The 26,604-nt window shown below is 59.2% G+C and carries 19 protein-coding genes; 11 read left to right on the forward strand and 8 right to left on the reverse strand.

Going from position 1 to position 26,604, the window contains the following annotated elements; genetic code table 11:
- The first annotated feature begins 256 nt into the window (after nucleotides 1–256).
- From AC54XV_RS10430 to AC54XV_RS10465, 8 genes are all read left to right on the forward strand, one after another.
- The gene (locus AC54XV_RS10430; protein ID WP_003406131.1) at nucleotides 257–1,282 is read left to right on the forward strand and encodes an NAD(P)H-dependent glycerol-3-phosphate dehydrogenase; all 1,026 of its coding nucleotides are present in this window, start codon (nucleotides 257–259) and stop codon (nucleotides 1,280–1,282) included.
- 24 nt (nucleotides 1,283–1,306) lie between these two features.
- Nucleotides 1,307–1,651, forward strand: a complete 345-nt coding sequence (locus tag AC54XV_RS10435) for a DUF4389 domain-containing protein (protein WP_003343544.1) — start codon at nucleotides 1,307–1,309, stop codon at nucleotides 1,649–1,651.
- Nucleotides 1,648–2,103 carry a phosphohistidine phosphatase SixA gene (gene sixA, locus AC54XV_RS10440; RefSeq protein ID WP_003406129.1) on the forward strand — a complete coding sequence of 152 codons (456 nt, stop codon included), beginning with the start codon at nucleotides 1,648–1,650 and terminating at the stop codon, nucleotides 2,101–2,103. Before AC54XV_RS10435 ends, sixA begins: the two co-directional genes overlap by 4 nt.
- 62 nt (nucleotides 2,104–2,165) lie before the next feature.
- The gene (locus AC54XV_RS10445) at nucleotides 2,166–2,609 is read left to right on the forward strand and encodes a hotdog fold thioesterase (protein ID WP_058398554.1); all 444 of its coding nucleotides are present in this window, start codon (nucleotides 2,166–2,168) and stop codon (nucleotides 2,607–2,609) included.
- 250 nt (nucleotides 2,610–2,859) lie between these two features.
- Complete coding sequence (locus AC54XV_RS10450; RefSeq protein ID WP_011267383.1) at nucleotides 2,860–3,669, forward strand: alpha/beta fold hydrolase; 810 nt, start codon at nucleotides 2,860–2,862, stop codon at nucleotides 3,667–3,669.
- On the forward strand, nucleotides 3,666–4,520 hold the full coding sequence (locus AC54XV_RS10455; RefSeq protein ID WP_003406126.1) for an alpha/beta hydrolase: 855 nt from the start codon (nucleotides 3,666–3,668) through the stop codon (nucleotides 4,518–4,520). The genes AC54XV_RS10450 and AC54XV_RS10455 overlap by 4 nt, the downstream gene beginning before the upstream one ends.
- A gap of 139 nt (nucleotides 4,521–4,659) precedes the next feature.
- The gene (locus AC54XV_RS10460; protein ID WP_024640735.1) at nucleotides 4,660–5,478 is read left to right on the forward strand and encodes a DUF4892 domain-containing protein; all 819 of its coding nucleotides are present in this window, start codon (nucleotides 4,660–4,662) and stop codon (nucleotides 5,476–5,478) included.
- A gap of 69 nt (nucleotides 5,479–5,547) precedes the next feature.
- A complete protein-coding gene (locus AC54XV_RS10465; RefSeq protein WP_003406124.1) occupies nucleotides 5,548–6,594 on the forward strand; it encodes an AI-2E family transporter in 1,047 nt (348 codons plus the stop codon).
- A 45-nt stretch (nucleotides 6,595–6,639) separates the two neighbouring features.
- Here AC54XV_RS10465 and xopAW read toward each other — a convergent pair whose 3' ends face one another.
- The 3 genes from xopAW to AC54XV_RS10480 form a co-directional block, all read right to left on the reverse strand.
- A complete protein-coding gene (gene xopAW, locus AC54XV_RS10470) occupies nucleotides 6,640–7,398 on the reverse strand; it encodes a XopAW family type III secretion system calcium-binding effector (protein ID WP_058398555.1) in 759 nt (252 codons plus the stop codon).
- A 115-nt stretch (nucleotides 7,399–7,513) separates the two neighbouring features.
- Entirely contained in the window at nucleotides 7,514–8,548 is a 1,035-nt protein-coding gene (locus AC54XV_RS10475; protein ID WP_011267386.1) for a sensor histidine kinase, read from the reverse strand.
- Nucleotides 8,545–9,294 (reverse strand): response regulator, encoded by a 750-nt coding sequence (locus AC54XV_RS10480; protein ID WP_024640732.1) that lies wholly within the window; start codon nucleotides 9,292–9,294, stop codon nucleotides 8,545–8,547. Before AC54XV_RS10480 ends, AC54XV_RS10475 begins: the two co-directional genes overlap by 4 nt.
- A gap of 409 nt (nucleotides 9,295–9,703) precedes the next feature.
- Here AC54XV_RS10480 and AC54XV_RS10485 point away from each other — a divergent pair, with 409 nt between their 5' ends.
- The 3 genes from AC54XV_RS10485 to AC54XV_RS10495 all read left to right on the forward strand — a co-directional run bounded on the left by AC54XV_RS10485 (nucleotide 9,704) and on the right by AC54XV_RS10495 (nucleotide 15,920).
- Nucleotides 9,704–11,782, forward strand: a complete 2,079-nt coding sequence (locus AC54XV_RS10485; protein ID WP_054092933.1) for a hypothetical protein — start codon at nucleotides 9,704–9,706, stop codon at nucleotides 11,780–11,782.
- 297 nt (nucleotides 11,783–12,079) lie between these two features.
- Nucleotides 12,080–14,278 carry an autotransporter outer membrane beta-barrel domain-containing protein gene (locus AC54XV_RS10490; RefSeq protein WP_058398556.1) on the forward strand — a complete coding sequence of 733 codons (2,199 nt, stop codon included), beginning with the start codon at nucleotides 12,080–12,082 and terminating at the stop codon, nucleotides 14,276–14,278.
- A 103-nt stretch (nucleotides 14,279–14,381) separates the two neighbouring features.
- Nucleotides 14,382–15,920 (forward strand): hypothetical protein, encoded by a 1,539-nt coding sequence (locus AC54XV_RS10495; protein WP_058398557.1) that lies wholly within the window; start codon nucleotides 14,382–14,384, stop codon nucleotides 15,918–15,920.
- 41 nt (nucleotides 15,921–15,961) lie between these two features.
- On the opposite strand, the gene AC54XV_RS10500 is transcribed toward AC54XV_RS10495, so the two are convergent.
- The 5 genes from AC54XV_RS10500 to AC54XV_RS10520 form a co-directional block, all read right to left on the reverse strand.
- On the reverse strand, nucleotides 15,962–17,077 hold the full coding sequence (locus AC54XV_RS10500; protein ID WP_024640729.1) for a fimbrial protein: 1,116 nt from the start codon (nucleotides 17,075–17,077) through the stop codon (nucleotides 15,962–15,964).
- A 46-nt stretch (nucleotides 17,078–17,123) separates the two neighbouring features.
- Nucleotides 17,124–19,637 carry a fimbria/pilus outer membrane usher protein gene (locus AC54XV_RS10505; RefSeq protein WP_496718549.1) on the reverse strand — a complete coding sequence of 838 codons (2,514 nt, stop codon included), beginning with the start codon at nucleotides 19,635–19,637 and terminating at the stop codon, nucleotides 17,124–17,126.
- Between the two features lie 37 nt (nucleotides 19,638–19,674).
- Nucleotides 19,675–20,421, reverse strand: a complete 747-nt coding sequence (locus AC54XV_RS10510) for a fimbrial biogenesis chaperone (protein WP_003406110.1) — start codon at nucleotides 20,419–20,421, stop codon at nucleotides 19,675–19,677.
- 107 nt (nucleotides 20,422–20,528) lie between these two features.
- On the reverse strand, nucleotides 20,529–21,089 hold the full coding sequence (locus AC54XV_RS10515; RefSeq protein WP_024640726.1) for a fimbrial protein: 561 nt from the start codon (nucleotides 21,087–21,089) through the stop codon (nucleotides 20,529–20,531).
- A gap of 352 nt (nucleotides 21,090–21,441) precedes the next feature.
- Nucleotides 21,442–26,478, reverse strand: a complete 5,037-nt coding sequence (locus tag AC54XV_RS10520) for an RHS repeat-associated core domain-containing protein (protein WP_496718552.1) — start codon at nucleotides 26,476–26,478, stop codon at nucleotides 21,442–21,444.
- Nucleotides 26,479–26,604 lie beyond the last annotated feature (126 nt).

A 26,604-nucleotide genomic window follows, 5' to 3' on the forward strand; every position in this document is an offset into this window, starting at 1 on the left:
GCGGAGGTAGTTCGATTGATGCGTCCATGCCTGTTCGCCCGGTGGTCGCGAATCGGTCCGGCTGCACAAGGCAGTCCGACCATCGCGATGATTCATGCTGTGCGCGCATGTTAACCGAGATGGCGCGTGTTTCCAGCGAACTTGTTGAATGATGACGTACGGAGTGCGTAACCGAACAGCTTTGTCGCTGGCCGATAACGTGTTGCTCCGTATAATGACGGCATCGCCACTTGAATGGCTCTGGATGGATAGTTTTATGACCACACAGCAACCCGTCGCGGTGCTTGGCGGTGGCAGCTTCGGTACGGCCATTGCCAATCTGCTGGCCGAGAACGGCCATCAGGTTCGTCAGTGGATGCGCGATCCGGAGCAGGCTGAGGCCATTCGCGTCAATCGTGAAAACCCCCGCTACCTCAAGGGCATCAAGATTCGTCCTGAAGTCGAGCCGGTCACCGACCTGACGGCGGTGCTCGACGCCAGCGAACTGATCTTCGTCGCCTTGCCATCGAGTGCCTTGCGCTCGGTGTTGTCGCCTCATGTCGCGCGCCTGAATGGCAAGATGCTGGTGAGCCTGACCAAGGGTATCGAAGCGCAGAGCTTCAAGCTCATGAGTCAGATCCTCGAAGAGATCGTCCCGCAGGCGCGTATCGGCGTGTTGTCCGGGCCCAATCTGGCGCGGGAAATCGCCGAACATGCGCTGACCGCAACAGTGGTTGCCAGCGAAGACGAGGCACTGTGTCAGGAGGTTCAGGCTGCATTGCACGGGCGAACCTTTCGCGTCTATGCCAGCAATGACCGGTTTGGTGTCGAACTGGGCGGGGCCCTGAAGAACGTCTACGCGATTATTGCCGGCATGGCGGTGGCGCTGGACATGGGCGAAAACACCAAAAGCATGCTGATCACCCGGGCGCTGGCGGAAATGACCCGGTTTGCGGTCAGCCAGGGCGCCAACCCGATGACCTTTCTGGGCCTGGCCGGGGTGGGCGATCTCATCGTCACCTGTTCCTCGCCGAAAAGCCGCAACTATCAGGTCGGTTTTGCGCTGGGCCAGGGGCTGACGCTGGATGAAGCGGTCACGCGTTTGGGCGAGGTGGCCGAGGGTGTGAACACCCTCAAGGTGCTTAAGGTCAAAGCGCAGGAAGTGCAGGTCTATATGCCATTGGTCGCGGGGCTGCATGCGATTCTTTTTGAAGGCCGTACGCTCAGCCAGGTCATTGAGGCGCTGATGCGGGCCGAGCCCAAGACGGACGTCGATTTCATTTCGATTACCGGCTTTAATTGAATTCAGTCTGATCAGGAGAAGGTCTTGAACGAGTCGAAAATCCAGCACAACGAATCGATCCTGCTGCGCATTCTGTGGATGCTGCTGTTTCTGGGGGTATGGCACGTCGCCCAGATCATCCTGGCGGGCGTGGTGCTGGTGCAATTGGTCTATCGCCTGATTTACGGCGCGCCGAATGGCGGCCTGATGAACTTCGGCGACAGCATCAGCCAGTACCTGGCGCAGATCGGTCGTTTCGGGACGTTTCACAGCGACCACAAACCCTGGCCTTTCGGCGACTGGCCAGCGCCGCGTGCGCCCGAAGGCGAGGTGGCCCATCATGTCCCGCCAGCGGCACAGCCGGTGCGCAATGAGGCGCCAAAGCCATGAAGGTCTGGGTATTGCGTCATGGCGAAGCGCAGTCGCGGGCGCGCAGTGATGCCGAGCGCGAGTTGACTGCACATGGGCGTGAGGAAGTGCTGAAAAGTGCGCTGCACCTGACAGACAAGCCCGTGCAACGGATCATTGCCAGCCCCTACGTGCGTGCACAACAGACTGCCGAGCTGGTGCGTCAGTCGTTGGCATTCGATGGCTCGATCGTCACCGCGCCCTGGCTTACCCCCGACAGCAGCCCGCGTGAGGTGCTGGCGCAACTGGACAAGCTGGGTGTCGATGAAGTACTGCTGGTCAGCCATCAGCCTTTGGTGGGCGAACTGATCGGGGTACTGGCGCATGGCAGTCCGCAACAGGCCGAGCCGATGAGCACGGCCAGTCTTGCCGAACTGGAAGGCGAGTTCGTAGTGGCAGGCGGCATGCGCCTCAACAGCGTCAGGCACGTCTGAACAGCCTGTACGCGCAATGAATGACCGCCGCGAATGCGGCTCTCCCGGGAAAAGGATTCAGCATGAGCATATGGCGTCAGGCTCCCGATATCGAAGCCCTTATGGCGGCTCAAAAAAACACCATCGGCGAAGTGCTGGATATTCGCTTCGAAGCATTCACCGATGATTCTCTGACGGCCAGCATGGTGGTCGATCAACGTACCCATCAGCCTTTCGGGCTGCTGCACGGCGGTGCCTCCGTGGTCCTGGCCGAGTCGCTGGGCTCGATGGCCAGTTACCTGATCGTCGACCCGAGCAAGTATTTCTGCGTCGGGCTGGAGGTCAACGCCAACCATTTGCGTGGTGTGCGTAGCGGGCGTGTCACCGGTGTGGTCAGGCCTGTGCACATAGGCCGGACCACTCATGTATGGGACATCCGCATCAGCAACGACGAAGGCAAGCCAAGCTGCATTTCGCGCCTGACGGTTGCCGTCCTAGCGCATGGCAAAGAGCCTCCAGTCAATTGAGTGTTCTCAGCTATTAATCCCTCTGCTTAAGCCAAGGCTCTCTTCAGGCAGTCTTTTGGTTTTCAGGTCGCCTATATAAAGGCTTGCCTGGACCGGTTCACCCAGGCTTTATAGGCCTTCATGCTGCTCCGACCGCCGTATCGGGTCATCCTGATGGCCGGAGTGACACCTGCGATGGCGGTTCCAGTCATTGCCGATCTGCGAAGCAACTTGGCACAATCGTGACTCGCCCGCTCATGGAAGTATCGGCATGTCGCAACCGGTGTTTTTTGCTCACGCCAATGGCTTCCCTTCGGCGACGTACAGCAAGCTGTTTTGCGCGCTGGCACCGGAGTATTCGGTGACTCATCTTGAGCAGCATGCCCATGACCCGCGTTTTCCGGTGGATGACAATTGGCTGAGTCTGGTCGATGAGCTGATCCACCATCTGCGTGAGCAGCCGGGCCCGGTGTGGGGGGTAGGGCACTCGCTCGGTGGCGTGTTGCACCTGCATGCCGCATTGCGCTGCCCGGAACTCTACCGGGGCGTGGTGATGCTCGATTCGCCGGTGCTGGGGCTGGCTGACCAGTTGTTCATACGCGCCGCCAAGCGGCTGGGCTTTATCGACCGCATCACGCCAGCGGGTCGCACCCTGGGCCGACGTGAGGCGTTTGACGATCTGCCGTCGGCACGCGCCTACTTCGCGGGCAAGACCCTGTTCAGCCGCTTCGATCCCGACTGTCTGACCGCTTACCTGCAACACGGTCTGCGCGAGGAGGGCGGGCAGTGGCGTCTGCGCTTCGACCCGGCGACCGAGATCAGCATCTACCGCAGCATCCCGCACACCAGCCCGGTGCCGTCACGGCAACTCAAGGTGCCGCTGGCCATGGTGCGCGGCAAACACAGCCGGGTGATCATGCCTCATCATGGTTATCTGGCCCGACGCATGCGCGAAGGCGAATACCTGTCCATGCCCGGAGGGCACATGTTTCCCCTTGAACGACCGGATGAAACCGCATGGCTGCTCAAAACGCTGCTGGCTCGCTGGGACGCGCGTAGCGCCTCAAGGTTGACGGCGTGACGTTTAGCGTGGAGGAAGTGCGTTTCAATCTGGGGCATATCGAACTGGCTGCCCATCTTTACGGCCCCGAGGACGGCCGGCCGGTGATTGCCGTGCACGGCTGGCTCGACAATGCCAACAGCTTTGCCCGCCTGGCGCCGCAACTGGATGGCCTGCGCATCGTGGCGCTCGATCTGGCCGGGCATGGTCATTCAGCGCATCGGCCTGCCGGGGCGTCCTATGCGCTGGCCGACTACGTGTTCGACGTGCTGCAGGTCGCCGAGCAATTGGGCTGGCAGCGCTTTGCCCTGATGGGCCATTCACTGGGCGCGATCATTTCGGTATTGCTGGCCGGGTCGTTGCCGGAGCGTGTCACGCGGCTGGCACTGATCGACGGTTTGATTCCCTTGACCGGCGACCCCGAATCCGCCGCCGAGCGGATGGGCTCCGCGCTGCAGGCGCAGCTCAGGCTGTCGGGCAAGAAAAAGCCGGTTTACGAGGATCAGCAACGCGCTGTTCAGGCGCGTATGAAAGGCGTCGTCCCGGTCAGTCGCGAGGCTGCCGAATTACTCGCGCAACGCGGCCTGATGCCGGTACCCGGCGGCTATACCTGGCGCAGCGACAGCCGCCTGACGCTGCCATCTGCGATACGTCTTACACATCAGCAGGCGATGTCTTTCGTCAACGCTATCCGTTGCCCGACGCAACTGCTGGTCGCTACAGGCGGCATGCTGACGAAAAATCAGCTCATGCTGTCCGGGCTGCCTTTCGACGTCGTGCAGCTTGAAGGCGGTCATCATCTGCACCTGGACGACGAGCAGGGCGCGAGCGCTGTTGCACACTGTATCAATCGCTTCTTCGCTGCTTCTTGACTTGAGCCCGGCAACTGCCGACGCTGGGCAGGTTGAAACAGGAGTCAACCGTGATGGATCAATCCGCAGCCTCTGGTGACCGCCTCGCTGGCGATCTTTTATATTTTCGTTCCCTGCTTGCCTGCCAATGAGAGCACTCATGCGTTTATCAAGTGTTCCCGTTGTCGCCTTGTGCCTGTCGATGTTCAGCGCTGTGCTGTGCGCCGCCGATGTAACAGGCAGCAGCGATCTGCAGATTCTGCCGCGTCTGGCCGACACGGAAATCGTGGATTATCGTCCGGCTGCCGAGCTCGAGCGGGTCTACCCGATGGGCTCGATCCGCAAGATCAGCGGCCAGTTGCGTTTCGACGGCCAGGTCAGTGCGCGCGGCAATCTGACGTCTGTCACCTATCAATTACCTGCCGAGCGCACTGCCGACGACGCTTTTACTGCGGCGCGCGAAGCCTTGCAGCAGCAGGGTGCCGAGCTGCTGTTCTGGTGTCAGGCGCGCGACTGCGGAGAGAGCAGCCTGTGGGCCAACGAAGTATTCGGCAACGCCAAGCTGTACGGCGCGGATGACCGCCAGGCTTACCTGTTGCTGCGTCTGGCAGAACCGCGCAATGACACGCTGGTAGCGCTCTACAGCATCACCCGTGGCAACCGCCGTGCCTACCTGCACGTCGAGCAGTTTGAATCCGCTGCGCCACTGGGCGAACTGCTGCCGACCTCGGCCACCTTGCTGCGCCAATTGCGAAGCACCGGCACGCTGGAACTTCCGCGCCTGGGCGGCGAGCCACAGGATGCCTGGGTTACTCTGGTTTCCCGCGCCCTTAACCAGGACAGTGGCCTGCGCGCCACGGTGTCCGGACCCAGTGCCGGCGCCTGGCTTGACGCCCTGATCACCAAAGGCGTTCGCGCTGCCCGGCTCGAGGCTGGCGTCACTGAAGGCAAGGGGCTCAAGATCGAGGTTATCCGCTAGAACAGCGATGGCGGACTGGCAGGTTCGCCATTATGCTCGCTCTCTCCGATCCTTTTTAGTGAATAGCGCATGTTCAACAATGACCGTCTGTTGGTGCAGATTCTGCTGCTGGCGCTGTTTGGTGCCTGCCTCTGGGTGATGGCGCCGTTCTGGTCGGCGCTGGTCTGGGGCGCGGTGCTGGCCTTCGCCAGCTGGCCGCTGATGCGTTTGCTGACCCGCTGGTTCAAGGGCCGCGAGTCGTTGGCCGCGTTGGTGATGTGCTTGTGCTGGATGCTGCTGGTTGCGGCACCGCTGGTGTGGCTGGGCTTCAATCTCGCCGACCATGTGCGTGACGCCACGGGCCTGATCAAGGACATTCAGGTCGACGGCTTGCCCGATCCACCGCAATGGCTGGCGGGTATTCCGCTGGTGGGCGAAAGACTGGTAGCGCTGTGGACCACCATCGATCAGCAAGGCGCGGCATTCATGGCGACGCTCAAGCCGCATCTGGGTCAGGTCGGTAACTGGATTCTGGCACGCAGTGCGCAGATCGGCAGCGGGATTCTGGAGCTGACTCTGAGCATCGTCTTCGCCTTCTTCTTCTACAGGGACGGTCCGCGGCTGGCCGCCTTCGTGCTCAGCCTGCTGGAACGCCTGATCGGGGAGCGCGCCCAGTATTATCTGGATCTGGTCGCCGGCACCGTGCAACGCGTAGTCAACGGGGTCATCGGTACGGCAGCGGCCCAGGCGGTGCTGGCGCTGATCGGCTTCCTGATCGCGGGCATTCCCGGTGCACTGGTGCTGGGGATTCTGACCTTTCTGTTCAGTCTGATTCCGATGGGCCCGCCCTTGGTCTGGCTGCCTGCCACTGCCTGGCTGGTCTGGCAGGGCGAGTACGGCATGGCGATATTTCTGGGCATCTGGGGGATGTTCATCATCAGTGGCGTGGACAACGTGCTCAAGCCATACCTGATCAGCAGGGGCGGCAATCTACCGCTGGTGATTGTCTTGCTGGGTGTGTTCGGAGGCTTACTGGCCTTTGGCTTCATCGGCCTGTTCATCGGCCCGACGCTGCTGGCAGTCGCTTACAGCCTGTTGACCGACTGGGTCGGCAGCGAGCGTGCCCGCAGCCGCTGACGGCGAAAGTTTCCGCCGCGCCCTGACGCGCGGCGGAGCCTCGCCTTACGCAGCGGTGTCCAGGTACTTGCCGACTGGCTTGCTGCTCTGGGTGTCATATTTTTCGCTGAGTGCGGCGATCATCTTGTTCAAGGCCTGAGTGGCGATCTGGTCGGTATTGCCCTGATCAATGGTGCTGTCACTCTGCTTCAATGCGGCAGACAACTCGGAAGCGCTGATACTGTCGTCGCTATTGCTGTCCAGCGTACTGAACAGGCTGGTGCTTTCAGTGGCACTGGAAGTGCTCACCTGCGCAGACGACATACCGGCAGAAGGCTGTTGCGGCTGCATGCCGGCGACCAGCTCTTCAAGGCTGACTGTGCCGTCTTCGTCAGTGTCCAGTGCATCGAACACCTGGTTGCTGTTTGCCGTGCTGCCCGTATTGCTCAGCCCCGTGGTCAGCTCGTCGCTGCTGATTGCGCCGTCGCCATCGCTGTCCAGCGCGCCGAGCAGGTCTTCTGCCTGCTCGTCGACCGACTGCATGGGCGGCGGCGGAGGTGGTGTCATGGCGGCCAGCTCGTCGGCATCCAGGCTGTCATCGTCATTGCTGTCCAGGTCGCTGAACGCCTTGCTCAGGCTCACCGTGACACCATCCTTGCTGTTCGACGACAGGGCCGAGCTCAGCTCGTTCTTGCCAATGCTGCCGTCGCCGTCGGTATCCAGCTTGGCCAACAGCTCTTCCTGAAACTTCTTGTTGCTGGTGCTGGAGGTTGCACTGGTCGAACTGGTGTAGCTGGAGAAACTGCTGCTTATTCCACTGATCATTGGTCTCACTCCCCTGAGATGAATGTGCCCGATAACGGTGTACCGGCTTTTGCAGCCTCGGGGCGTCAGTTGTCGAGGGAATGTAAGCTTTGTACGTGGCGTGATACAGAATATGTCAGAGGCGTGGCAGGACCAGTATTGCCGTCAGGCCGCCGCCCGGGGTTTGCGCAAGCGACAGCTCGCCGCCGATACGCCGCGCCGCTTCCCGGGCGATACTCATGCCCATGCCGATTCCGCCGGAGTTGCGATTGCGCGAGCTTTCCAGGCGAAAGAACGGTTCGAATACTGTCTCGTGAAACTCGGGCGCAATCCCTGGTCCGTGATCAACGACGGATATGCGCACGTGATCGGCGCTGTCCTCAATCACAATGCGCGCGCTGCCGGCATAACGCAGAGCGTTGTCGACCAGATTCTGCAGGCACGAGCGCAGTGCCATCGGCTGCGTCTTGAGCGGCTTGCACTGGCCTTCGTATTGCACGTCGTCGCCATTGTCCTGGGCATTCTCGGCCTGCGACTCGATCAGCGCCTGCAGGTCGAACTGCTGCAGGCCTTCGCTGCGCCGGTGCTCATTGAGGTAGGCAAGCGTGGCGTCGAGCATGCTGATCATGTCATTGAGGTCCTGAGTCATCTGGCCGTGCAGCCTGGGCTCCTCGATCTGTTCGACACGCAGCTTGAGCCGCGAAAGGGGCGTGCGCAGATCATGGGAGACCGCAGCCAGCATGCGCCCGCGCTGCTGCATCTGTTCGCGGATCTTGCGCTGCATCAGATTGAACGTCTGCGCAGCCTGTCGGGCTTCCTGCGGGCCGCTGATTTCCAGTGGCGGGCTGTCGAGGTCTTCACTCAGGCGTTCGGCGGCTTCGCTCAGGCTCCGCACGGGACGGCTGAGGGCCTTGGCGCCATACCACGCGGCAATGATCAGGGTGATGAACTGGAAGAACAGCAATATGAGCGGGCCACCGAGGATCGGCGGTCTGTGCATGGGCCGCTGATCGAATTGCCCATGCTCGGCGTTGAACTCGTTGGGCGTTGGCGGCGGGGGGCGCATGCCGTACTGGGTGAACCAGATGAAAGCCAGCAGGTGCGCCAGCAGGATAGCCAACAGAGCGCCACCAAACAGTCGCGCGAACAGCGTATCGAATCTGCGGATCAACCCAGCTCCCTGGCATCGAACAGATAGCCTTCACCGCGCACGGTCTTGATCAGTTGCGGATTCTTCGGGTCATCGCCGAGCTTCTGGCGCAGACGCGAGACCAGCAAATCGATACTGCGGTCAAACGCCTCGATCGAGCGGCCTCGGGCTGCATCGAGCAACTGTTCACGGCTCAGCACCCGGTGTGGCCGTTCGAGAAACACGCGTAACAAACGAAACTCGGCGTTGGACAGCGGCACCACCAGACCATCGGCCGCGGTCAACTGACGCAGGACGCTGTTCAGGCGCCAGGCGTCAAAACGAATGGTGGTGCGCTGATCGCTGCGCTCGTCACGGACCCGGCGCAGAATAGTCTGGATGCGCGCGACCAGTTCGCGCGGCTCGAACGGTTTGGCCATGTAATCGTCGGCACCCAGTTCCAGGCCGATGATCCGGTCAGTCGGTTCGCAGCGGGCGGTCAGCATCAGGATCGGGATGTCCGACGTACTGCGCAGCCAGCGGCACAGTGACAGGCCGTCTTCACCGGGCAGCATCAGGTCCAGCACCACCACGTCGAAGGTTTCGTCGGTCAGTGCCTGACGCATCTGCGTGCCATCGGTGACGCCACGGGCGTTGATATTGAAGCGCGTCAGGTAGTCGCAGAGCAGTTCGCGAATGGCCACATCGTCATCGACGATCAGCGCACGAACGCTCCAGCGCTGATCGGTCGATGTGGCATCCAGGGTAGTGTCGGGAAGTGCTTGCATAATGCGTCTGTCGCCTGCTTGTGCCGCCATGGACTGGCTGCTGTTGAAGATCAACGCTGCCCCTCATGCTACTTCGCCCGGAGGCTCGGCGGTAGGGTGGCGCGACCGAATGTCGGGGGCATGTCATAAATGTATCGAGATTGATACGAGACGCCTGTCGAGCGTGCCCTGCGAAGCGCGCCCCTGGTAGTTCTGACAGTATCCAGTGTCGCGCAACTACCGTTTAATCGAACGGGCTACTGGCCTGGATGGCTGGTTCTGGCAGACAAACTTTTGTCGAGAAGGTCAGGGTCTGTTGCCGTTTCATCGCGGCTCGGGATGAAATGGCAGCAGGCCCTGGGCGCATTATCAATCCGCCCGCACGTTTTCTACATAAACAGGGCGGCAATCGGATAGCGAGGGAGTGCTGATGATGGTCGATTCAAAAACAACAGCAACGTTGGATGACAAAAAAAAAGCGCGTATCGCCTACCGGCTGGCGCGCAGTCAACGCGGTTCAGGGCTCGACGCAGACCTTGCCCCGGCACAGGTGGCGGGCATTGTGGACCCGGCCGATGGAACGCTGAACAAGGATGTCCTGGCTGGCGAATTTCTCGAGGTCACCCTGCCTCAGTGGGCAGGACTGGTCACTGACCCGGGTGACTTCGATACGTTTTCAATAGAGTGGGCCATCGGTACGGCGCCAGATGACGACAAGTTTACCGTGGTGTTTACCGATACCGTTACGGCACCGGTGGCCCCTGGTACCTTTCCCAAGAAGATCGAGATTCCGTTGAGCAGTTTTCTGCCCGGCTTCGACAAGCCTGCAGACGGTGCTTACAGTCTGCGCTACCGAATCAGACAGCCGAATGATCAAGAGACCGTCAGCCCATCGATCAACCTGATCGTCGATACCACGCCGCCAGGCGGACATCTTGAGCCTGGACAGATGATTCTGAATACAGATCAGTTGACCCAGGCGTTTCTGGATGATAATCCGGGTGGTCTGGTCGGCACGCTGCCTGACTATGACGACTGGAAACCCGGCGACATGGTAGCCTTTTATTGGGTCGGCACACCGTTGCCAGACGATCCCGCAGATCTGCCAGCTCCGGTGGATTTCGTTGAAGTGGAACGCTCGACGAATAATACGGTGACATACCCCGTTTCGGCCATTGACTCGTCCAGGGACGAGCCCTATTACGTGGCTTACTTCCTCAGGGACAAAGCCACCAACCGTAGCCCGCTCTCCAACTACAAGCGCATAGACGTGGCGCTGGGGCCATTGGCCGACAACCTGCAAGACCCCGAAGTGCCATTGGCAGAGCCACCAGAAAAGTTGATCAACCTGCCTGATGCGAGACTCGGGGTCGAAGTGTTGATCCACTCGTTCGATAACTGGAAGCCGACCGACCGTATCGAAGTCACCTGGGGCACTGAACCGCTACGATCTGAGGAAGTCGGCAGCTTCCCGGAGTTTCCGGTGTCGATCAGGGTCCCTGATCCGGTTCTGCGTGATCAATACAATCAAGTGACTGGCGGCGTCCAGGCCACCGATGTGAGTTATCGAATCCTGCGTGGCGTCGTTCCGTCCGAAGTGAAAAGCACCAGCGTCAATGTCAATTTCGCCACTATCGGACCCGACCCGATCACCGATCCTGAGTGGCCGGATCCGGTCAACGACGCATTACTGCCGGTCGAAGTCCGTGGCCAGACGTCCAATTTAGTGAACGTCCTGACAGCCGCGGACAACAACCAGGCTGCCAAGGTCACTTTCAAACTGTATGAAAAGCTTCAGCCGGGAGAAATTATCGATTTCTACTGGGGCACGAGCCATGTAGCAGAGGCGCAATACACCGTGGCTGTTTCTGACACGGCAGGCTCCGCGCGTGAGGTTGAAATACCCTGGAGTTATATCGATTATGAAGGCAATCGCGCTGATTTGCCGGTTCATTACCGCATCCACGCGTCCGATTCAGAAAACACGACACACTCGCCGGACACGCTGGTCAACGTAAGTGCCATTGTCATCACCCCGGACGCACCGCTCTTTGAGGGCACCAGTTCAAACGGCTGGTTGAACTGCGACTCACTCTTTGCCGATGGCATCGGGAATCCTGGCCCGGATGAACCGGGTATACGGGTTCGCGTTCCAGATCTTTCGAAATATCTGTCGGACGGTGAAACCGTCACTTTGCACTGGTATGGCTCCGGGGGACCTACAGGCGACGATCCTATTGACGGTACCGAAAAAGACGAGGTTATCTCGCTGGGAGCCAGCCATCCTGTCACCGGTTTCACCTGGCTGGTCACCCCCTACGATAAACACATTCTGCCCATCTACGATCCTTCAGGCAGCAGCCCGAACGGGAGCGCGAGGATCAAGTACTCCTTCAGCATGGGAGGCGAAACCATTACCTCGCTGGAAACCACCGCCCGGGTAGGGATGTACGACGCAACCGGGCCTTGTCCTATCGTGCTCAAAACAGGTCAACCAGCGAAAAACTAAGGAGGGTCACCGGCAGAGGGTGCCTGCGGCCTGCCGCAGTCACCCTGCCGGGTATAAGCAGGCTCAGGTTGCTCCCAAACGGTTTAGGAATGTCGGTGCGTACCGGGTCATGTCACCTACGCTTATCGGTATTTTCCCCGACGATCCTCTGCTGTCAGAACCTCCCTACGTTTACCTAGGAAACGTCCTACAGAGCATTCGGTTGGATCCCCGTAGTCTTTCGGCCTCTTTCCCGAGACCGCTTTCGGGCCGTCGTCACGGGGTTCAACCAGGTTTACCTCAAGGTAATGCATCGTCATGAATGCTCCATTCGTGCTGCGTCCGCTTTCATGGACATTGAAAACCGTTATTTTTCTCTCTCCCTTGCTGCCTGGCAGTCATGCCTTTGCGCAAATACTTGTCAATGCGCCGCAGACCATCGATGCAACAGGCCCGCTGGACAGTTATCGGGTTGTCAGCACCGGAAATCTGACAGCCAACGGCGCGACTACCCTGCAAATATCCACGATCACCGGCGCGAAGCTGACGCTCACTGGCAGTCAGGTCAGTGCGGGCACCAGCTCTTCAGCCGTATCGTTGACAGGGGCAGATGCGTTGATTGTCGGTAGCGTGCTGACAGGTGGCGCGGATGGCCTGGGGATGGGCAATGAAAGTGCACGACTGGTCGGTTCCACGGCCACCGTCATCGGCAGCACGATCACGGCCACGAATCGCGGGATAAACGCCGGCTCGCTCAGCAACCTGACCCTGGAAGGTACTTCAGTAACGGCCACTGGCGCCAATGGCAGAGGCATGGAGATGTGGGACTCCACGGTGAAGGCGTCCGGCAGCACCATTACCGGGCAGCAATATGGCGTGCGCTTGCGCGCTGACCCGGCAGTACCCTCAAGCAATCTGTTGGTCCTGGACGGAACCCGGGTCGAAGGCATCACGGGGTCGGCGCTGACCGTCGGAACGCCCACCGGCGCGCCCGCGACTGCCGATATCCAGGTCAACAATGGTTCTACGCTGACCGGCGGCAATGGCAAGATACTGGAGTTGATCAACGGTTCAACGGCGCACATGACCGTGGACAACAGCCATCTGCTGGGCGATGTATCGGCGGATGCGGGCAGTACCGCCAGCCTGTCACTGCAAAATAACGCGACCCTGACCGGGCGCCTGGAGAACGTCTCCAGCCTGTCGCTCAGTAGTCAGGGCCAGTGGGTGATGGTCGAGAACGGTCAGGTGAATGCATTGGCCATGGACGGTGGGTCGGTCAGGTTTGGCGACGCGGCCTCGTTTTACACGTTGTCACTCGCAAGCCTGTCAGGGAGCGGTACGTTCATGATGGACGTGGATTTCGCTGGCAAGGCCAATGACTTTCTTGACATCACGGGCAGCGCGACCGGCAGTCATACCTTGCTTGTCGGTAGCACGGGTGTCGATCCGCTCAGCGATACCAGCCTGCACGTCGTGCATGCGGCAGCCGGCGATGCCAGCTTCTCGCTCGCAGGCGGCGCAGTGGATCTGGGCGCCTGGTCCTATGACCTGATCAAGCAGGGCGACAATGACTGGTATCTGGATACCGCCACCCGAACCATCAGCCCCGGCGCACAGACTGTCATGGCGTTGTTCAACACTGCGCCGACTGTCTGGTATGGGGAGTTGAGTACGTTACGTTCGCGCATGGGCGAGTTGCGCATGGATGAGGCCCGTTCTGGCGGCTGGATACGTACCTACGGCAACAAATTCAATGTGGCCGACGCCTCAGGCTTCGGATATCAGCAGGTTCAGAGTGGTGTCGCGCTCGGCGCAGATGGCAAGCTGCCTGTGGGGGCGGGGCAATGGCTGGCGGGTGTGATGATCGGGCAGAGCACCTCTGACCTCAGTCTGGATCACGGTGCCAGTGGCAAGGTCGACAGCTATTCGCTGGGCGCTTACAGCACCTGGCTGGACAGCGAGAGCGGCTACTACATCGATGGCGTGATCAAACTCAATCAGTTCAAAAACAAGGCCAGAGTCAATCTCAGCGATGGTTCCCGCACGCGCGGCAACTACGACAATCTGGGGGTTGGCGCATCGCTGGAGCTGGGGCGGCACATCAAACTGGACAGCGGTTATTTTCTCGAACCCTACACCCAGCTGGCGGGCCTGGTCGTTCAGGGCAAGGACTACGCACTGGACAACGGTATGCGTGCTGAAGGTGACCGCAGCCGATCGCTGCTCGGCAAGGTCGGTACGACGGCGGGGCGCAGTTTCGACCTGGGCAAAGGACGTACGCTGCAACCTTATGTGCGGGTTGCCGTGGCTCACGAATTCGTCAACAGGAACGAGGTCAAGGTCAATGACAACGTGTTCAACAACGACCTCTCCGGTTCCCGTGGCGAATTGGGGACGGGCGTTTCGGTGTCGCTGTCTGACAACCTGCAGTTGCATGCTGATTTCGATTACAGCAATGGCGATGCCATCGAACAGCCGTGGGGCGCCAGTGCAGGCTTGCGTTACAGCTGGTAGCGACAGCGAAGCGGGGCGGATGATGTCTGATCGCTGGACGCTGATGCGCCAACGGTCCTATCACTTGTGCCAGTATCCGCAGAAAAAAGCAGGGTGTTAACTGATGGGCACGGCGGTCGGCAAACGGGTCGGCCACCGCTTCCTCATGCTGGAGGCCCGGCTCATGTCTGTTATTTCAAAGTGGATCGAACGGATCAGAATCCTGTTCTGGCCGGTTTCAAGGCGCAAGAGCATGTTGCTTGCGCCGCCGATGGTCGCCGAACTTCTTCCTGACATACCTGGCGGTGAGCCTAATTTGCTCCCCAGCAGCGCCTGGCTCGTGCCGTTGCGGGTCGATTTTCCCATGTGGCAAAACTCCGAGCCTACCCCGGGCAATCCCGAGTATCTGCGCGTGTACTGGAATGACGTGCTGCTGGAGGAGAAGACCTGGACCGGACCTGTACAGCCTGTCGATCTGTTCATCATGATCGCGCAGCAATACCTGATCGAAGGCCGGCATCGACTCCGTTATCGCGTCGAGACCTCCAATCAGGTGCAGACCGAATCCGAAACACTGGTCTTTGTCATTGATAAAACGGCACCGGTATTCGAAGACGAAGGGGCGCTGATTTTTCCGGAAGAAATCATCAGGGATGGTCTCACGGCGGCCTGGCTGGATACTCATGGCGATACCGTGCTGGCCGAGGTGCCCGCGTATTTTTCGCCGGGCGCCGGGGACCTCATTATCTGGTACTGGAGCAGCATGCCGACGGGGTCGGAGCACACCGGAACCCTGACGCTTGAAGCGTCCGATATCGGTGGCGCGATCAACATCGGCTTTGACCGGCAAGTGGTTCTCGAGAGCGGCGATGGCATTCGTTATGTGTCCTACAGGCTGAAGGATCGCTCGGGGAATGCCGGGCCTCGTGCGCTGGCTGTTGCGCTGCTGGTGTGCGCTCAGCCAGTGCCGCGTGTGTTGCCACCCCCTCGTGTTCAGAAGGCTGCAGGCTCGGCAAGTGCCAGCAGGCTTGATCCGGTCGATGCCTTTCAGGGCGCAGTGGTATCGATACCGGAGGATGCCGTGATTCTTCCCGGTGAAACCGTCCGCGTCCAATGGGCCGAGCCAGGCAGTGTGGGCTCTTTTCTTACGGAAATCGCAGACTCGAGACTGTTCAGCGTTCCTTCCACAAAAATTGCCCCGCATTTCAGCAAGTCCATCCCGGTGTACTACGAGGTGTTCGAAAATAGCGTCGACTCACCCCATCTTTCGGACCGGCATACGTTGAGTATCCTGGGAATGACAGGCTTTCCGGTCGTGCAGTGTGACAAGGTATCCGGAGGGCGTCTGAGCCTGCAGAGCATTGCCGAGGGAGACTACGCGCGGTTCACGCTCGACAGTTGGTCTTTCATGGGCACTGACCAGTTTGTCAGCGTCGAGGTGCACGGCGTCGGCAGTGCTGATAATGAGTCGTTAGTGGTTAGCGTGCTGGACGACTACCCGGTACCGCTGGTGGGCGATAACATCGACGCCGGTCGTATCAGCAAAACGGATTTGACTAGATTTCTGATCGGCACTCAGCTGGATGTGCGGGTGCGTGTGAGTTTCGACCAGACACTCTCGTGGCAGCCTTTCCCTTCACTGAGACCAACGTTGTATGCCTGAGGAAATCATGGACCGCCAGGTTGGCAGTCCATGGTGCATTGCTACTTGTAGGTCATCGTGAAGCTGAGCGCCCCTTTGGCCTTGCCCGGCCGGATCGCGCTGCTGTCCTGAGTCTGATAGAAGCGGGCGTAGAAGTTCAGCACAACGTTGCCGGGTGTGATCGCGATCAGTGGCACTTCGGTCTGCAACTCCATGGGCGTGACGCCATCACCCTTGAGGACCTGAATCCCCATGCCCTTGGCGTCCGAGTCGCTGGTCAGGCTGAAAACCCCGCTGCCGACGGGGCCCTCGGGAACCGAGCCTTCGACACCATCGAGCTGGATATGCGCCGTGGCCACGAAGCCTGCGCCCGTGTAGGTCTCGCAGTTACTCAACGCAATACTGAATGGCACCGCAGGTGTGGTGAAGCCGGGACCGGTGAAGTCAGCGCTGTCCCACTCACCCAGCTGCACCGGGTCGGCACTGACCGGATCTGCACCGACGCTGCACTGTGCCTGAAGTATCGTGCCGGTTAGCCCGAACTTCATGATCCTGCCAAGCGTTGTCACGCTTGCGGAGAACAGTTCACTGCCATTGAGCACATTGGGTCCGGAGGGAATCGGTCCGGTCTTGACCAGCGTGACGTAGTTGTTCAAATGAAGGAAAGGCAGGCTTGTGAGCATTTTCTGGTGGTCGTTGAGGCCGATGAACGGAACGGAGGCGCTGCCACCTACAGGTGTGAAGCAATTGGGGCAGTTCCTGTCATACGGATACTCCAGTCTTACCCGCACCCCGACGCCCGGAATATTGGTTTGCAGTATCTTGCCGGTGAGGTCTTCCCCGTTTATAGGCTCCACCGTGCCGGAAAAGATCGGAGCCGTTGCCGTTGCGTTGAATTCCAGAAGAGCCGTGCCGTCATTTCTGCAGGCCGCCTCCAGGCCTGCCTGATCTGGTGTGGCGTGAAGCATATCTATGCTGCCGATAAAGGTGCCCACTGCAGCGTCTTTCGGGACGTAGAGCGTGCCGATGTCGCGTCGGTAGTCCTTTATTCCCGGAGAGGAAACCCAGTAGCAATCGTTGCTCGGTGTGTCATCCGGTACGTCGGAATAAGCCGCAGCACTATGGCTGGCTCCCAACAGGATCAGACTGGGGAGCAGGGCATTCAATGCAGTGTTCATGGGTGATTCCTGAAATAACAATGTCGCGGATGGCTCAGACCTGATGTCACTGGGTACACGTCATGTCCTGTATTCGGTAGCCCTGGGCCAAAGGCATGCCAGCGGGGTCTATGTGCAGACGACACTGAGGGTCGCTTTTCTCTCCCCAGTGGACATCGAGGGTTTGTGCCTGCATGTCGGTGGACAGCAAAATCTGCCCGCCCTGGCCTGCGATGCCCAGGATGTTGCCCTGCGCGTCGCTGACCCGGGCGCCGAATGGCAGCGGCTTGCCACTGGGAGTGGTTGCATTGATGACCAGGCGTGTCACCGTGCGTGCAGCGAAGGTGGTCTTGATCACGGCACCCCTGGCAGGCACCACTTGAGCACTGGCGTTATCGATTTCCACCTCGGGGCCAAGCCGGTCGGTCTGCAAGGCGATCGGGTTATAGCGGTAGGGGCGCAGATAGGGCATCAATGCGTAGCCACGACTATTGGTCCTGACACCGGTCGCGTTCTGTATGCCCACGCCTGGTGTATCGGGCACTTCGACCAGGGCGATGGTGTCACCCAGATTCGGGCCGAACTCGATGCCGTCGGCATGCAGCAACAAGGCGCCACTGGCATTGACTGATGTACTTCGATAATCATTGCCCTGAGTTACACCGGCGCCGAGGCTGGCGAAGGGCGCCTGATAGCCCGCCGCAAGGCTGGCACTTTGCTGCTTGCCGTCATCGTTGCTCAGGCTGGCGTGATAATTGACCCGGTTTTCGTAGAGGCTGCCGCTCAGGCTGCCCCGTTGACTGTGGCGATTGGCGCTGCTCTGCAGGTCGAGTGTGGCATTGCTCGAATGGCCGGTGTCGAGGGGCATCGAGATGCTCAGGCCGAACTGCCGGTCGTTGCCGCGGTTACTGGCTACGCTCAGCGACTGTGAGGCGTAGAAGTTATAGGTTATCCCGGCACGATGGGTGTTGAAGTTGAACTGAAATTGTCGTTGCTCGATATCGCTCCCCCAGTAATTCTGTTGCGACAGCGTAAGACCGACGCTGCTGCGTGCGCCGATTCTCTGATGAATCGAAGCCTCCAGTCGGCTTCGGCGGCTACCCCTGAACGCATCGTCGTTGCTGCGCTGACTGACGGCTTCGTCGAAATCCCGATAGCCTGCGGTGGAGTAGCGATAACCTGCGAAGCGCAGATTGGTATGGGTAGTGAACGCCTTGCCGTACTTGATGGCGTAACTCATGCCCTGCACGCTGGACTGACCGGGCTGATCGATGCCGGCGCGTGACCGTGTCACATCGAACGCCATCGCTCCCAGCATACCCATGTCCCGTGACACGCCCAGCGCTGCGGCATGGTAGAAGTCGCTGGTCATCAGTCCGCCATAAAGTGTCGAGTTCCAGCCTGTGCCAACGGCCAGCGTGCCTTGCCATAGCCAGGGATGCTCGGTGGCGTAGGCACCGTTGAAGCGGCCCAGGGCTGCGCTGTATTTCCAGACGCCTTCGCGCAACAGGTTACTCATGGTCGAGTAAGGTTGGGTAAAGCGCCGCACCTGACCATCGGCCTCGGTCAGCACGATCTCCAGTTCGCCGCTGCCCGCCGTGTTCAGGTCATCTATTTCATAGGGGCCGGCACTGACATACGTGGAGTAGATCGGGTATCCGTTCTGCAGGACTTCCAGTTTGGCCCTGCTTTGCGCAACGCCACGGATCACCGGTGCGTAACCCTGCAGGGAATCGGGGAGCATCTCCTGATCGGTTTTGATCAACCCGCCCTTGATCGGCACGCTCCGGAAGACATCGCCGCCGGTGTAGGTTTCACCGAGGGTCAGGTTAGCGTGGGTGCCGGGCAGGTCGCGCTGTGCATAAGCGTAGGCTCTGGTCCACTCGCGATGTCCCTGTGCATCCTGACGCACGCTTTGATTGCTGCGCAACCGCCATGACCCCAGGTTGATACCGGTGTTGAGGTACAGGTCTGCGCTGCTGCTGGTGCCTGTTTCCCTATGGGTCGTCTGTTGCGCCGAGGTCTGGTAATTGATGAAGGCGGCGTTGATGCCGTAATCCCAAAGCGCCGGGTCCACTCGCCCGTTGGCGTCGCGGCGCATGGCGATCTGCGGTATCGAGATCGACAGTTGCAGTCTGCCGCCGTCCAGTACGACCTTGGCGTCCGGAATCAATTGCCCCAGCGCGACACAAGCGACTTGCAACAAGGCCGGGTCGGCCAGACTGTCGAGGCGTACGCCGATCTGCTCCAGCAGTTCCCGCGACAGGCAGGGCAGCAGGCCGTTGCCTTGTGGGTCGGCATCGAAACGGATCTGCCGTTGGCCGAAATGGCGCATATTGACGTGGATTTCTACCCAGTGATCGCCTGGCCCGAGGTTTTCGACAACTGACAACTGGCTCAGCACGCTGGCCGCGGCCTCACTGTCATAGTCCTGGCCCTGACGCAGGAAGCCGGACTGGAACTTGACAGGGGTTGCCGCCTTGGTCAGTTCCAGCGGTACGGTAACGCTGCCGCACACAATCAGCACCTGCATAAAGCGCAGGCGCACTGGTATGAACCCGGAATCGGGTAATAGGGTCATGTTCAATGTCCTGGGGATGAAACGGGCCAGCGCTGTTTCAGTCAGTCAGCGTGGCTGTAGCTGTCAGCGGCGTGCTGTAGCCGCCGTAATCGTTGATCGCGGAAAACACCACCTGCAGGCCCGGTACCGCTTTCGTTTCACTGAGCTCGTAATGGCGAGAGCTGAACGGGCCAAGCATGGCGACTTCCCTGACTTTTTCAGTTCTGCCACCGCCGGAGACGTCGAGGCGAATGAACGACACGTGAAAGGGTGTCGGATTCATCGCGGTCAGTTCTGCCTTGCCCGCAATCTGCCTGACCGACCATTGCAGGTCCTTGAGGCGGGCAATGGGGTTATCAGTCAGCAGCACCGGGCGATAAAACAGTTTGATACGGGTACGCAGGGCAATATTCAGTACGTTGCCCTGCGAAGGGTCGGCTTGAGGTATTTCCTGCACGTTGAAGTAGAACAATGATTCACGATCAGAGGGCAGTTCGTGGGGCAGGCCATTGATCTGTACCTGTTGTTCCTTGCCCGGATTAAGGCGGAAAAGTGGCGGCGAAGGTGCGAACGGAACGACGGTGACAGTGTCGTCTGCCTCCGTATTTACCCAGGTCTGTACCGCGAACGGGCGATCACTTGGATTGGATATGACCACCGACGTACTGCGCTTGTCGCCGTCGAACACGATGCGAGTTGCGTTGACCGTCAGTGCTGCCTGACTGGCTGGTATATAAGCTGCGCACATGAATAACAGCATGCACCCCGCGAGGGCAGGTCTTTTGAAAGCCTGTTGGCAAATCATGGAAAGTTACCTTGTACGTTCAGATCCGAAACGGACCTGAACGTATTGAAGATGCTTCACGTGAAAAGACTATTGATTCTTACACTGTGAGCGAATGGGTCGATGTATCAGTTGATTGCGACAACAAACTGTACATCCGCCGAAGCAGCACCGGCTTGAACGGTAGCCGCTGTCGAACGGTAGTAGGCGTTGAACACCATGTCGGTGGCACCGCCCTCAATCAGTGCATAAGGTGCCGATTGGCTGCCTGGTTTGATGGACGTCAAGGTCTGGTCCTTGATGACAATCGCGACGCCCTTTGCCCCGTCGGCAGTAGGGGTGACAGCGAAGTAGTCGCCGCTGCTGTCAGCGTTACCGATGAAGGTGACTTTGGCCGAATTCGGGTCGCCAGCCGTAAGGCCGCAACTGCCGTCGTCATTGACGCGCAGGGCAAAGCTCTTGCCAGAGAGTTCCTGACCGATGCCGGTAAAGCGGTTGGCCTCGATAGAGCCCATGTTCACCACGTTGCCGATAGAGCCATCGCCCGGATTGACTACTTCGATAGGGCAGGTGGTAGCGGTGATCTTGCCTTCGAAACGAATCGTGCCGGGGCCGGGGTTGGCGGATACGACAGTGCCGGTGAGTGTAGTCGCCAGAGCAAGGCCCAGTACGGATAGCATTTTGTTCACGATGAAAACCCTATTAAAGTTACAGAAGTAAAAATGTAACTATTTATGGTGTCTTGAGAGACGGTTTGTGTTGTGTGTCATGACGGGGCGGGAGTTTACAGCAGGTGAGTTAGTTGCAAAGTCTCTGGAGGGCTTTGGTTAATGGCGGGCGGTGTAGGATATTTCCTAAACTAACGTGATACGTCTGGAGCCTTGAGTTTTAATGTTGTTTCGGGTTTTTACTGGGCGGTGCGTTGTTTATTCAGGCAGAGAATCCAAAAAGGGAAAATGTAAAGGTTGGAGCAGTAAAAACGTCGATCAAAATGCCGCCGACAGCGATGAGCCTTTGTCGGCGGCGGAAAGTCCAGCCTTATCACCGGCGAGGCATGTATTTAAGCACGAAGACGTTTTCCCCGAGTTTGCGAAGCCGTACTAAAAAACCCGTTCTGCCCGCAAACCGTGACGGACCGCTGGACGGTGCTGCTGCAGGGTCATCTGTCGGTGTCCGCGCGCGCCTGGCGAAAGGGCCGCTCTCCGGCCGAGGGTTCGGTGTAGGTGGTTCAGGCCTGTTCACCCGCACTCTTGGAATCCTCACACCCCCAACAGGCCCGGGTGCGTCCATACTCGCTGGAGCAGATCCACGCCGCGTACCCGTTACAGAATCGACCGGTGAATCGTCAATCGTCCCGACTGAAACTCTACTCGCTGTCTCGGAAACTCGCCGGCTGGAAGCCTTGGACGCAGCCTTGATCGCGCTTTTAACCGCACTTCTGAATACCCCCCCAGCGATGTCTAAAGGTATCGCGGCATAGGCCAGGTATTCCCCTAACCGAAAGGCTGTCTCGTTTCCCTTCACCGCACCATAAGTAGTGGCAGCCGTTGATGCAGCCCCCAGAACGGTCCCTGCCGCCAGCAACCCTGTTGCGACGTAGGCCGCCGTCTGTGCGGTCATCGTCATACCCAGGACCGTTACAGGAACCGAGCCGGGCGCGGCCAATCCAAACGATGCAACTGTTGCGTAGGCACCCACTGCCGTGAACACTACGCCAACCGCGAGCATGATCCAGGTCTGTATTCCGATGCCCCCCGGCATCTCTGCAGGTATCGCATCCTCATCGGGCCTTCGCAGCCGGCCGCTCTGGGAGCTGGCGTCATGCCCGGTGGGGTCGCGCCAGGCAATGGGATTGCCCAGGCAATAGGTATAGGGATTGACCCCGCCTGCGCCAAAGGGGCTCAAGGAATCAGGGCTGTGAAAACGCATCATGCCGGGGTTGTAGGCTCTGTAGCCATTGCCCAGCAGGTACCAGCCTGTGTCTTTTTCGCATATTTCGCCGTTGAACCCTGCGACGCTGAGCAGCGCGTCATCGCTGTGACGTTCTCCGTAGGCGCTGTAGACCGCTGTTCGCAGCTTGTCCTGCTGGAACTCAGCGAGCACGCTCTGGTTCGCATCCGTCAGCAACAGCAGGGTTTCTGCCGGTTCTCCGATGGTCTGCTGGCCGACGGGTTGCTCTTCTATGTACAGAAACTGAGTACGTCGGTCGTCCTGCACCGTGCTGCTCAACTGCTGGTCCTGATAAAAACGCAGTATTTCGCTGTGACTGCCATTGCGGGTGGTGGCCAGATGATCATGGCCGTCGTAAGCGTATGTGCTGATCGGCTCACCCGCCGGTTTTTCCACCCGTAAAAGGCGGCTCTGGCTGTCGTAGTACAACCGGTTGCCATGTTCGTCATCGAGCTGATTGCCGTTGGCGTCATAGCGGAACGTCGGGTCCGGTGTGCCCCGTGGAGGCCTGTAGGTGATGCCGAGCAACTGGCATCGGTCCCTGGAGAGGGGATCGGGGTCATCCTCTTTGCCATAATGGAAAACGGCCATCTCAGTGCTGGCGTCAGCAAATTCGGTAGTGGTCAGGGTCATGTTGTCCAGCGCGTCGAAGATGAACGTCTGCTTGAGTATCGCCCTGCCGGATGCGTGCACTGGCAATTTGCTGCCCGAGTAGGTGACGCCGGTCAGACGACCTCGAGCGTCATACTTGAATGTTTCCAGCAGCAGCGTGCTGCCCGCTTCCTGCAAGTGACGGCTTTGCATGAGCCCGTCGGTTTGCCATTGCTGTTCCAGCGTACGTACCGGATGATTGCCTGCAATCTGCGTCCTGAGAATTTCCTGTCCCTGGTCGTCATATTTCAGGCGGTTTACCAGGCGGGTTCCGGCGGCCTGGTCACAGGTTGTCATCTCGCTGGGCTGACCCAGGGTGTCATACAGGATTGTCACCTCCACGTTGCCCTGCACAACGTTTTCGAGTCGGCCGAAATCGTCGTACCGGTAAATCGTTTCCACGCCTTTGACGCCACCTTTGATGCGGCCCTTGACTACGCCTTTAACCGAGTTTTTGACGTCTTTTTGTTCGACGTCGGTGCGATACATCGCACGGCCCTGCAAGGATGTCCGATGCACGGTTTTCCAGGTCCGGCCTTGTAGATCTTTCCAGGTCTCTTTGGTCAACTGGTTGTGCGCGTCATAAGCATAAACGCGCTTGCCCTGCTGATTGGTGGCAGAGGTCAGGCGGGCGCTGACGTTGTCATAGCCAAAACCGACGGTGTCATCCGGTGCAGTACTGGAGACGATCTGGTCGGTGAGTGCCAGGTTGTAGGTGTAGCTGATGTCATCGCCCTTGGCGGTTTTGCGGGTTTTGACCTGCCTGTGACCGTCCTCATACTCGTACTGCTCGATACGTTGCCCTGCCTGCGACAGTGTCAGACGACCCAGCCCGTCGAACGCCTGTTTGCCTGCCAGAGTGTTGGTAATGCCGTCCGAATGCATCATTTTCAGGCCGATCGGCAGCTCGGTGTTGCTGTGCGGTGCATAATCACGGTGCGCCTCGCTTTTATCCGGCAAGCGTGTTGTGACCATGCGCGACCAGGCGTCATAACTGAACAGGGTTGTGTGGTTTGACGCGTCGGTCTGCTCCGTGCAGCGCCCCAGTCCGTCATAGAGGAAGGTTTGTGAACCCAGATCTTTTTTTCCATCTGCGCTCTGGGTCTTGATCTTGTCCGGCTTGCCGAACATGTTCAGCCAGGTCTCGCTGCGACCACTGATCAGCGGTTCTGCTTCACTGCTTTGCACCCAGGTCTTCTGAACAGGGCCTTTATGTTCTTCATTGCCGATGGGGTCGTAGTACTGGTGGGTCTGTACGCCGTGATCCGAGGTAATGACACACTGGACGTTCCAGTCGTCATAGGCGTAAGTGTTTCGCGTGGCGAACCGTTGCTGGCTGGCGAACCAGTCATAATCCGTTTCGTGTTGCACATTGTTCCAAGCGTTGTATTGCGCGGTATGGATTATGCGCATCGCTTGCAGATCGTTGCTGTCGATGTGGTTCCGCTCCTCGAGTATTGCCCGGCCCAGGCCGTCCAGAACAGAGCGGGTCTTGACCTTGCGGGCGTCGATCAGCACTTGTTCTGCCTGCTGCCCCGCAGCGGAACACAGGGTGTACAGATACTCGCGACTGGCTTCATCACTTGAGTCCGGTGCGATCGTTTCCTTGGTCAGCCGGTTCAGCACGTCATAGACATAGCGGGTCTCCACGCCTTCTTCCAGGGTCAGCAGCACCTGACCGGTCAACAGCGACTGTTGTTGCTGCTTGCTTATGCGGGCGTTGTCGAAGCCGATCGTGGTGATGTCTATGAGTTGTACCGGGACCTCCAGTTGCCTGCTCTTGCTCTTGCTGTACTCGTAGACGGTAACGGTGTCGTTTCCATTCAGGGACTCGATATTTTTCCCGGTTCGACCATGCTGGAATGGCGCATCCGGCTGGTTGATGTACTCCAGCAGGACCTTCTGCAACTCTACACAGGTTCCATCGCTTTCAAGCTGCAGCAGCGTTTCGCTTTCCGGCACGATCCAGTCGGGTAACTCGCTGTCGGCTAGTGCAGGCAATGTCTGGTAGCGATAACGTGTGGCCAGGGTCGGGGCCCCGGGCTGCGACGATGGAGCGGGCTTGACCACTTTTTCTTTCAGTCGGGAGACAAACCCTTCCGCGTCGGCCGGGCAACCGTCGCCACCGGCGGCCGGGTACCAGCTGCTGACTTCTTCGATCCCGTCGGCGCGGGTATGCACCAGCAGGTTGCCGTAACTGTCATAGGTATCGGTGACGGTCTCTGTGCGGGTCCGCTCAGGCGCGTCCAGCCGTTGCCAGCGGGTGGTGATTTCGCTGGGTAGCTGACAATCGTTGGGCTGTCTGGAGTAATGCTCGCCCTGCAGGATGTTGTAGGCGGTCGTGACCGTTAGCTGGTTTTTGTTCTGGGTGGTGACTTCAAGGGTCTGCAAGTGGAAGCGGTTGAAGGTCCGCTCTATGCTGCGCACGGCCTTGTTGTCGACCCACAGGCTTTCGGTACAGACATAGTTGTAGTCCTGCAAATATTTATAGAGATTGTCCAGGCCGTTGTCCTCCCAGGCGATGGGCAACCCTGCACCGAGAAAGTTTCGTGAGCGTTGCTGGCCGTCCTTGTAGGTATATCGCACATCGATCTCTGCCTGATTCAGGCCGGGATCGATGACGTGCTTTGTCACCCTGGGCACGGGCATGCGACCGGCGCTGGATGGAAACGCATGGCCCTCGTCCTGGTAGTAAACGTTTTCGCTGCTTCCAGCAGGTGTCTCCACATGCCTGACGCATAATTGATTGCCGTTCTCCAGGCCATATTCGAAGCGCCACGACGCTTTGTTTTCGGTGGGCAGGGTGATGCGCGATACGCGTTTGTCGCTGCCTGCGAGGGTCATTAGAAAGCGCGCCAGCGGAGTATCGCCGGTGCCTTCGTCCGGATGCAGATCCAGCTCGACGGAGGTGGTGCTGCGGGCAATTTTCAGCAGCGTCTTACCCAGGTCGTCAGTGATTGAAGCAAGCCTGTAGGTGCTGCTGTTGAACACCGTGTGCTTGAGCGCAATGCTGTGCCCCGACGGCGCGATGATTTTCACCGGCCAGGCCATTCTCTTATTGCCGCTGCTGTGCAGCTCGAGGATTTCCACCAGACCTGATTTGTGCGCCACCCGGTAAGACTCATCGTCCAGTTTGTAGAAGTGAAAGGTGTCGAGCTTCTTTTCCGTCATCGTCAGTTGGCCGTTGCTGCTGGTGCCGTCGACCCGGAAGGTCTCGCCTGTGCTGAGGGACAGGATCTGAGTGGCAGGGTCGTACTGCGACAACTGCATGTTCCAGCCCAGGCCATAGCCGCTGTCCAGCGTATTGAGCTGGCTGTAGGACAGGTCGAGTCGGAACCCTGGCCCGCGCAGGTCATTGCTTTGCAGATCGGGCAAGCTGATCGATATGTTGTATAGCCCGGTGCGTGGGTCAACGCCGCTTTTCAGACAACTCATGAAATTGAGCGCGTTGGAGTGCACGGAAGTAGAAGCAGCCATGGAGCGGACCTCGCTGATTGATGCGTGACAAGCGCAGCGGTGCCTGACGATTGTGCAGTCCTTGCGCTCTGGTCATTGACGACCCCCAAGCCTGAACGCCCGAAGACGTTCGTGTGGCTGGAGGTC

The organism is Pseudomonas fragariae (ex Marin et al. 2024), assembly GCF_059621105.1.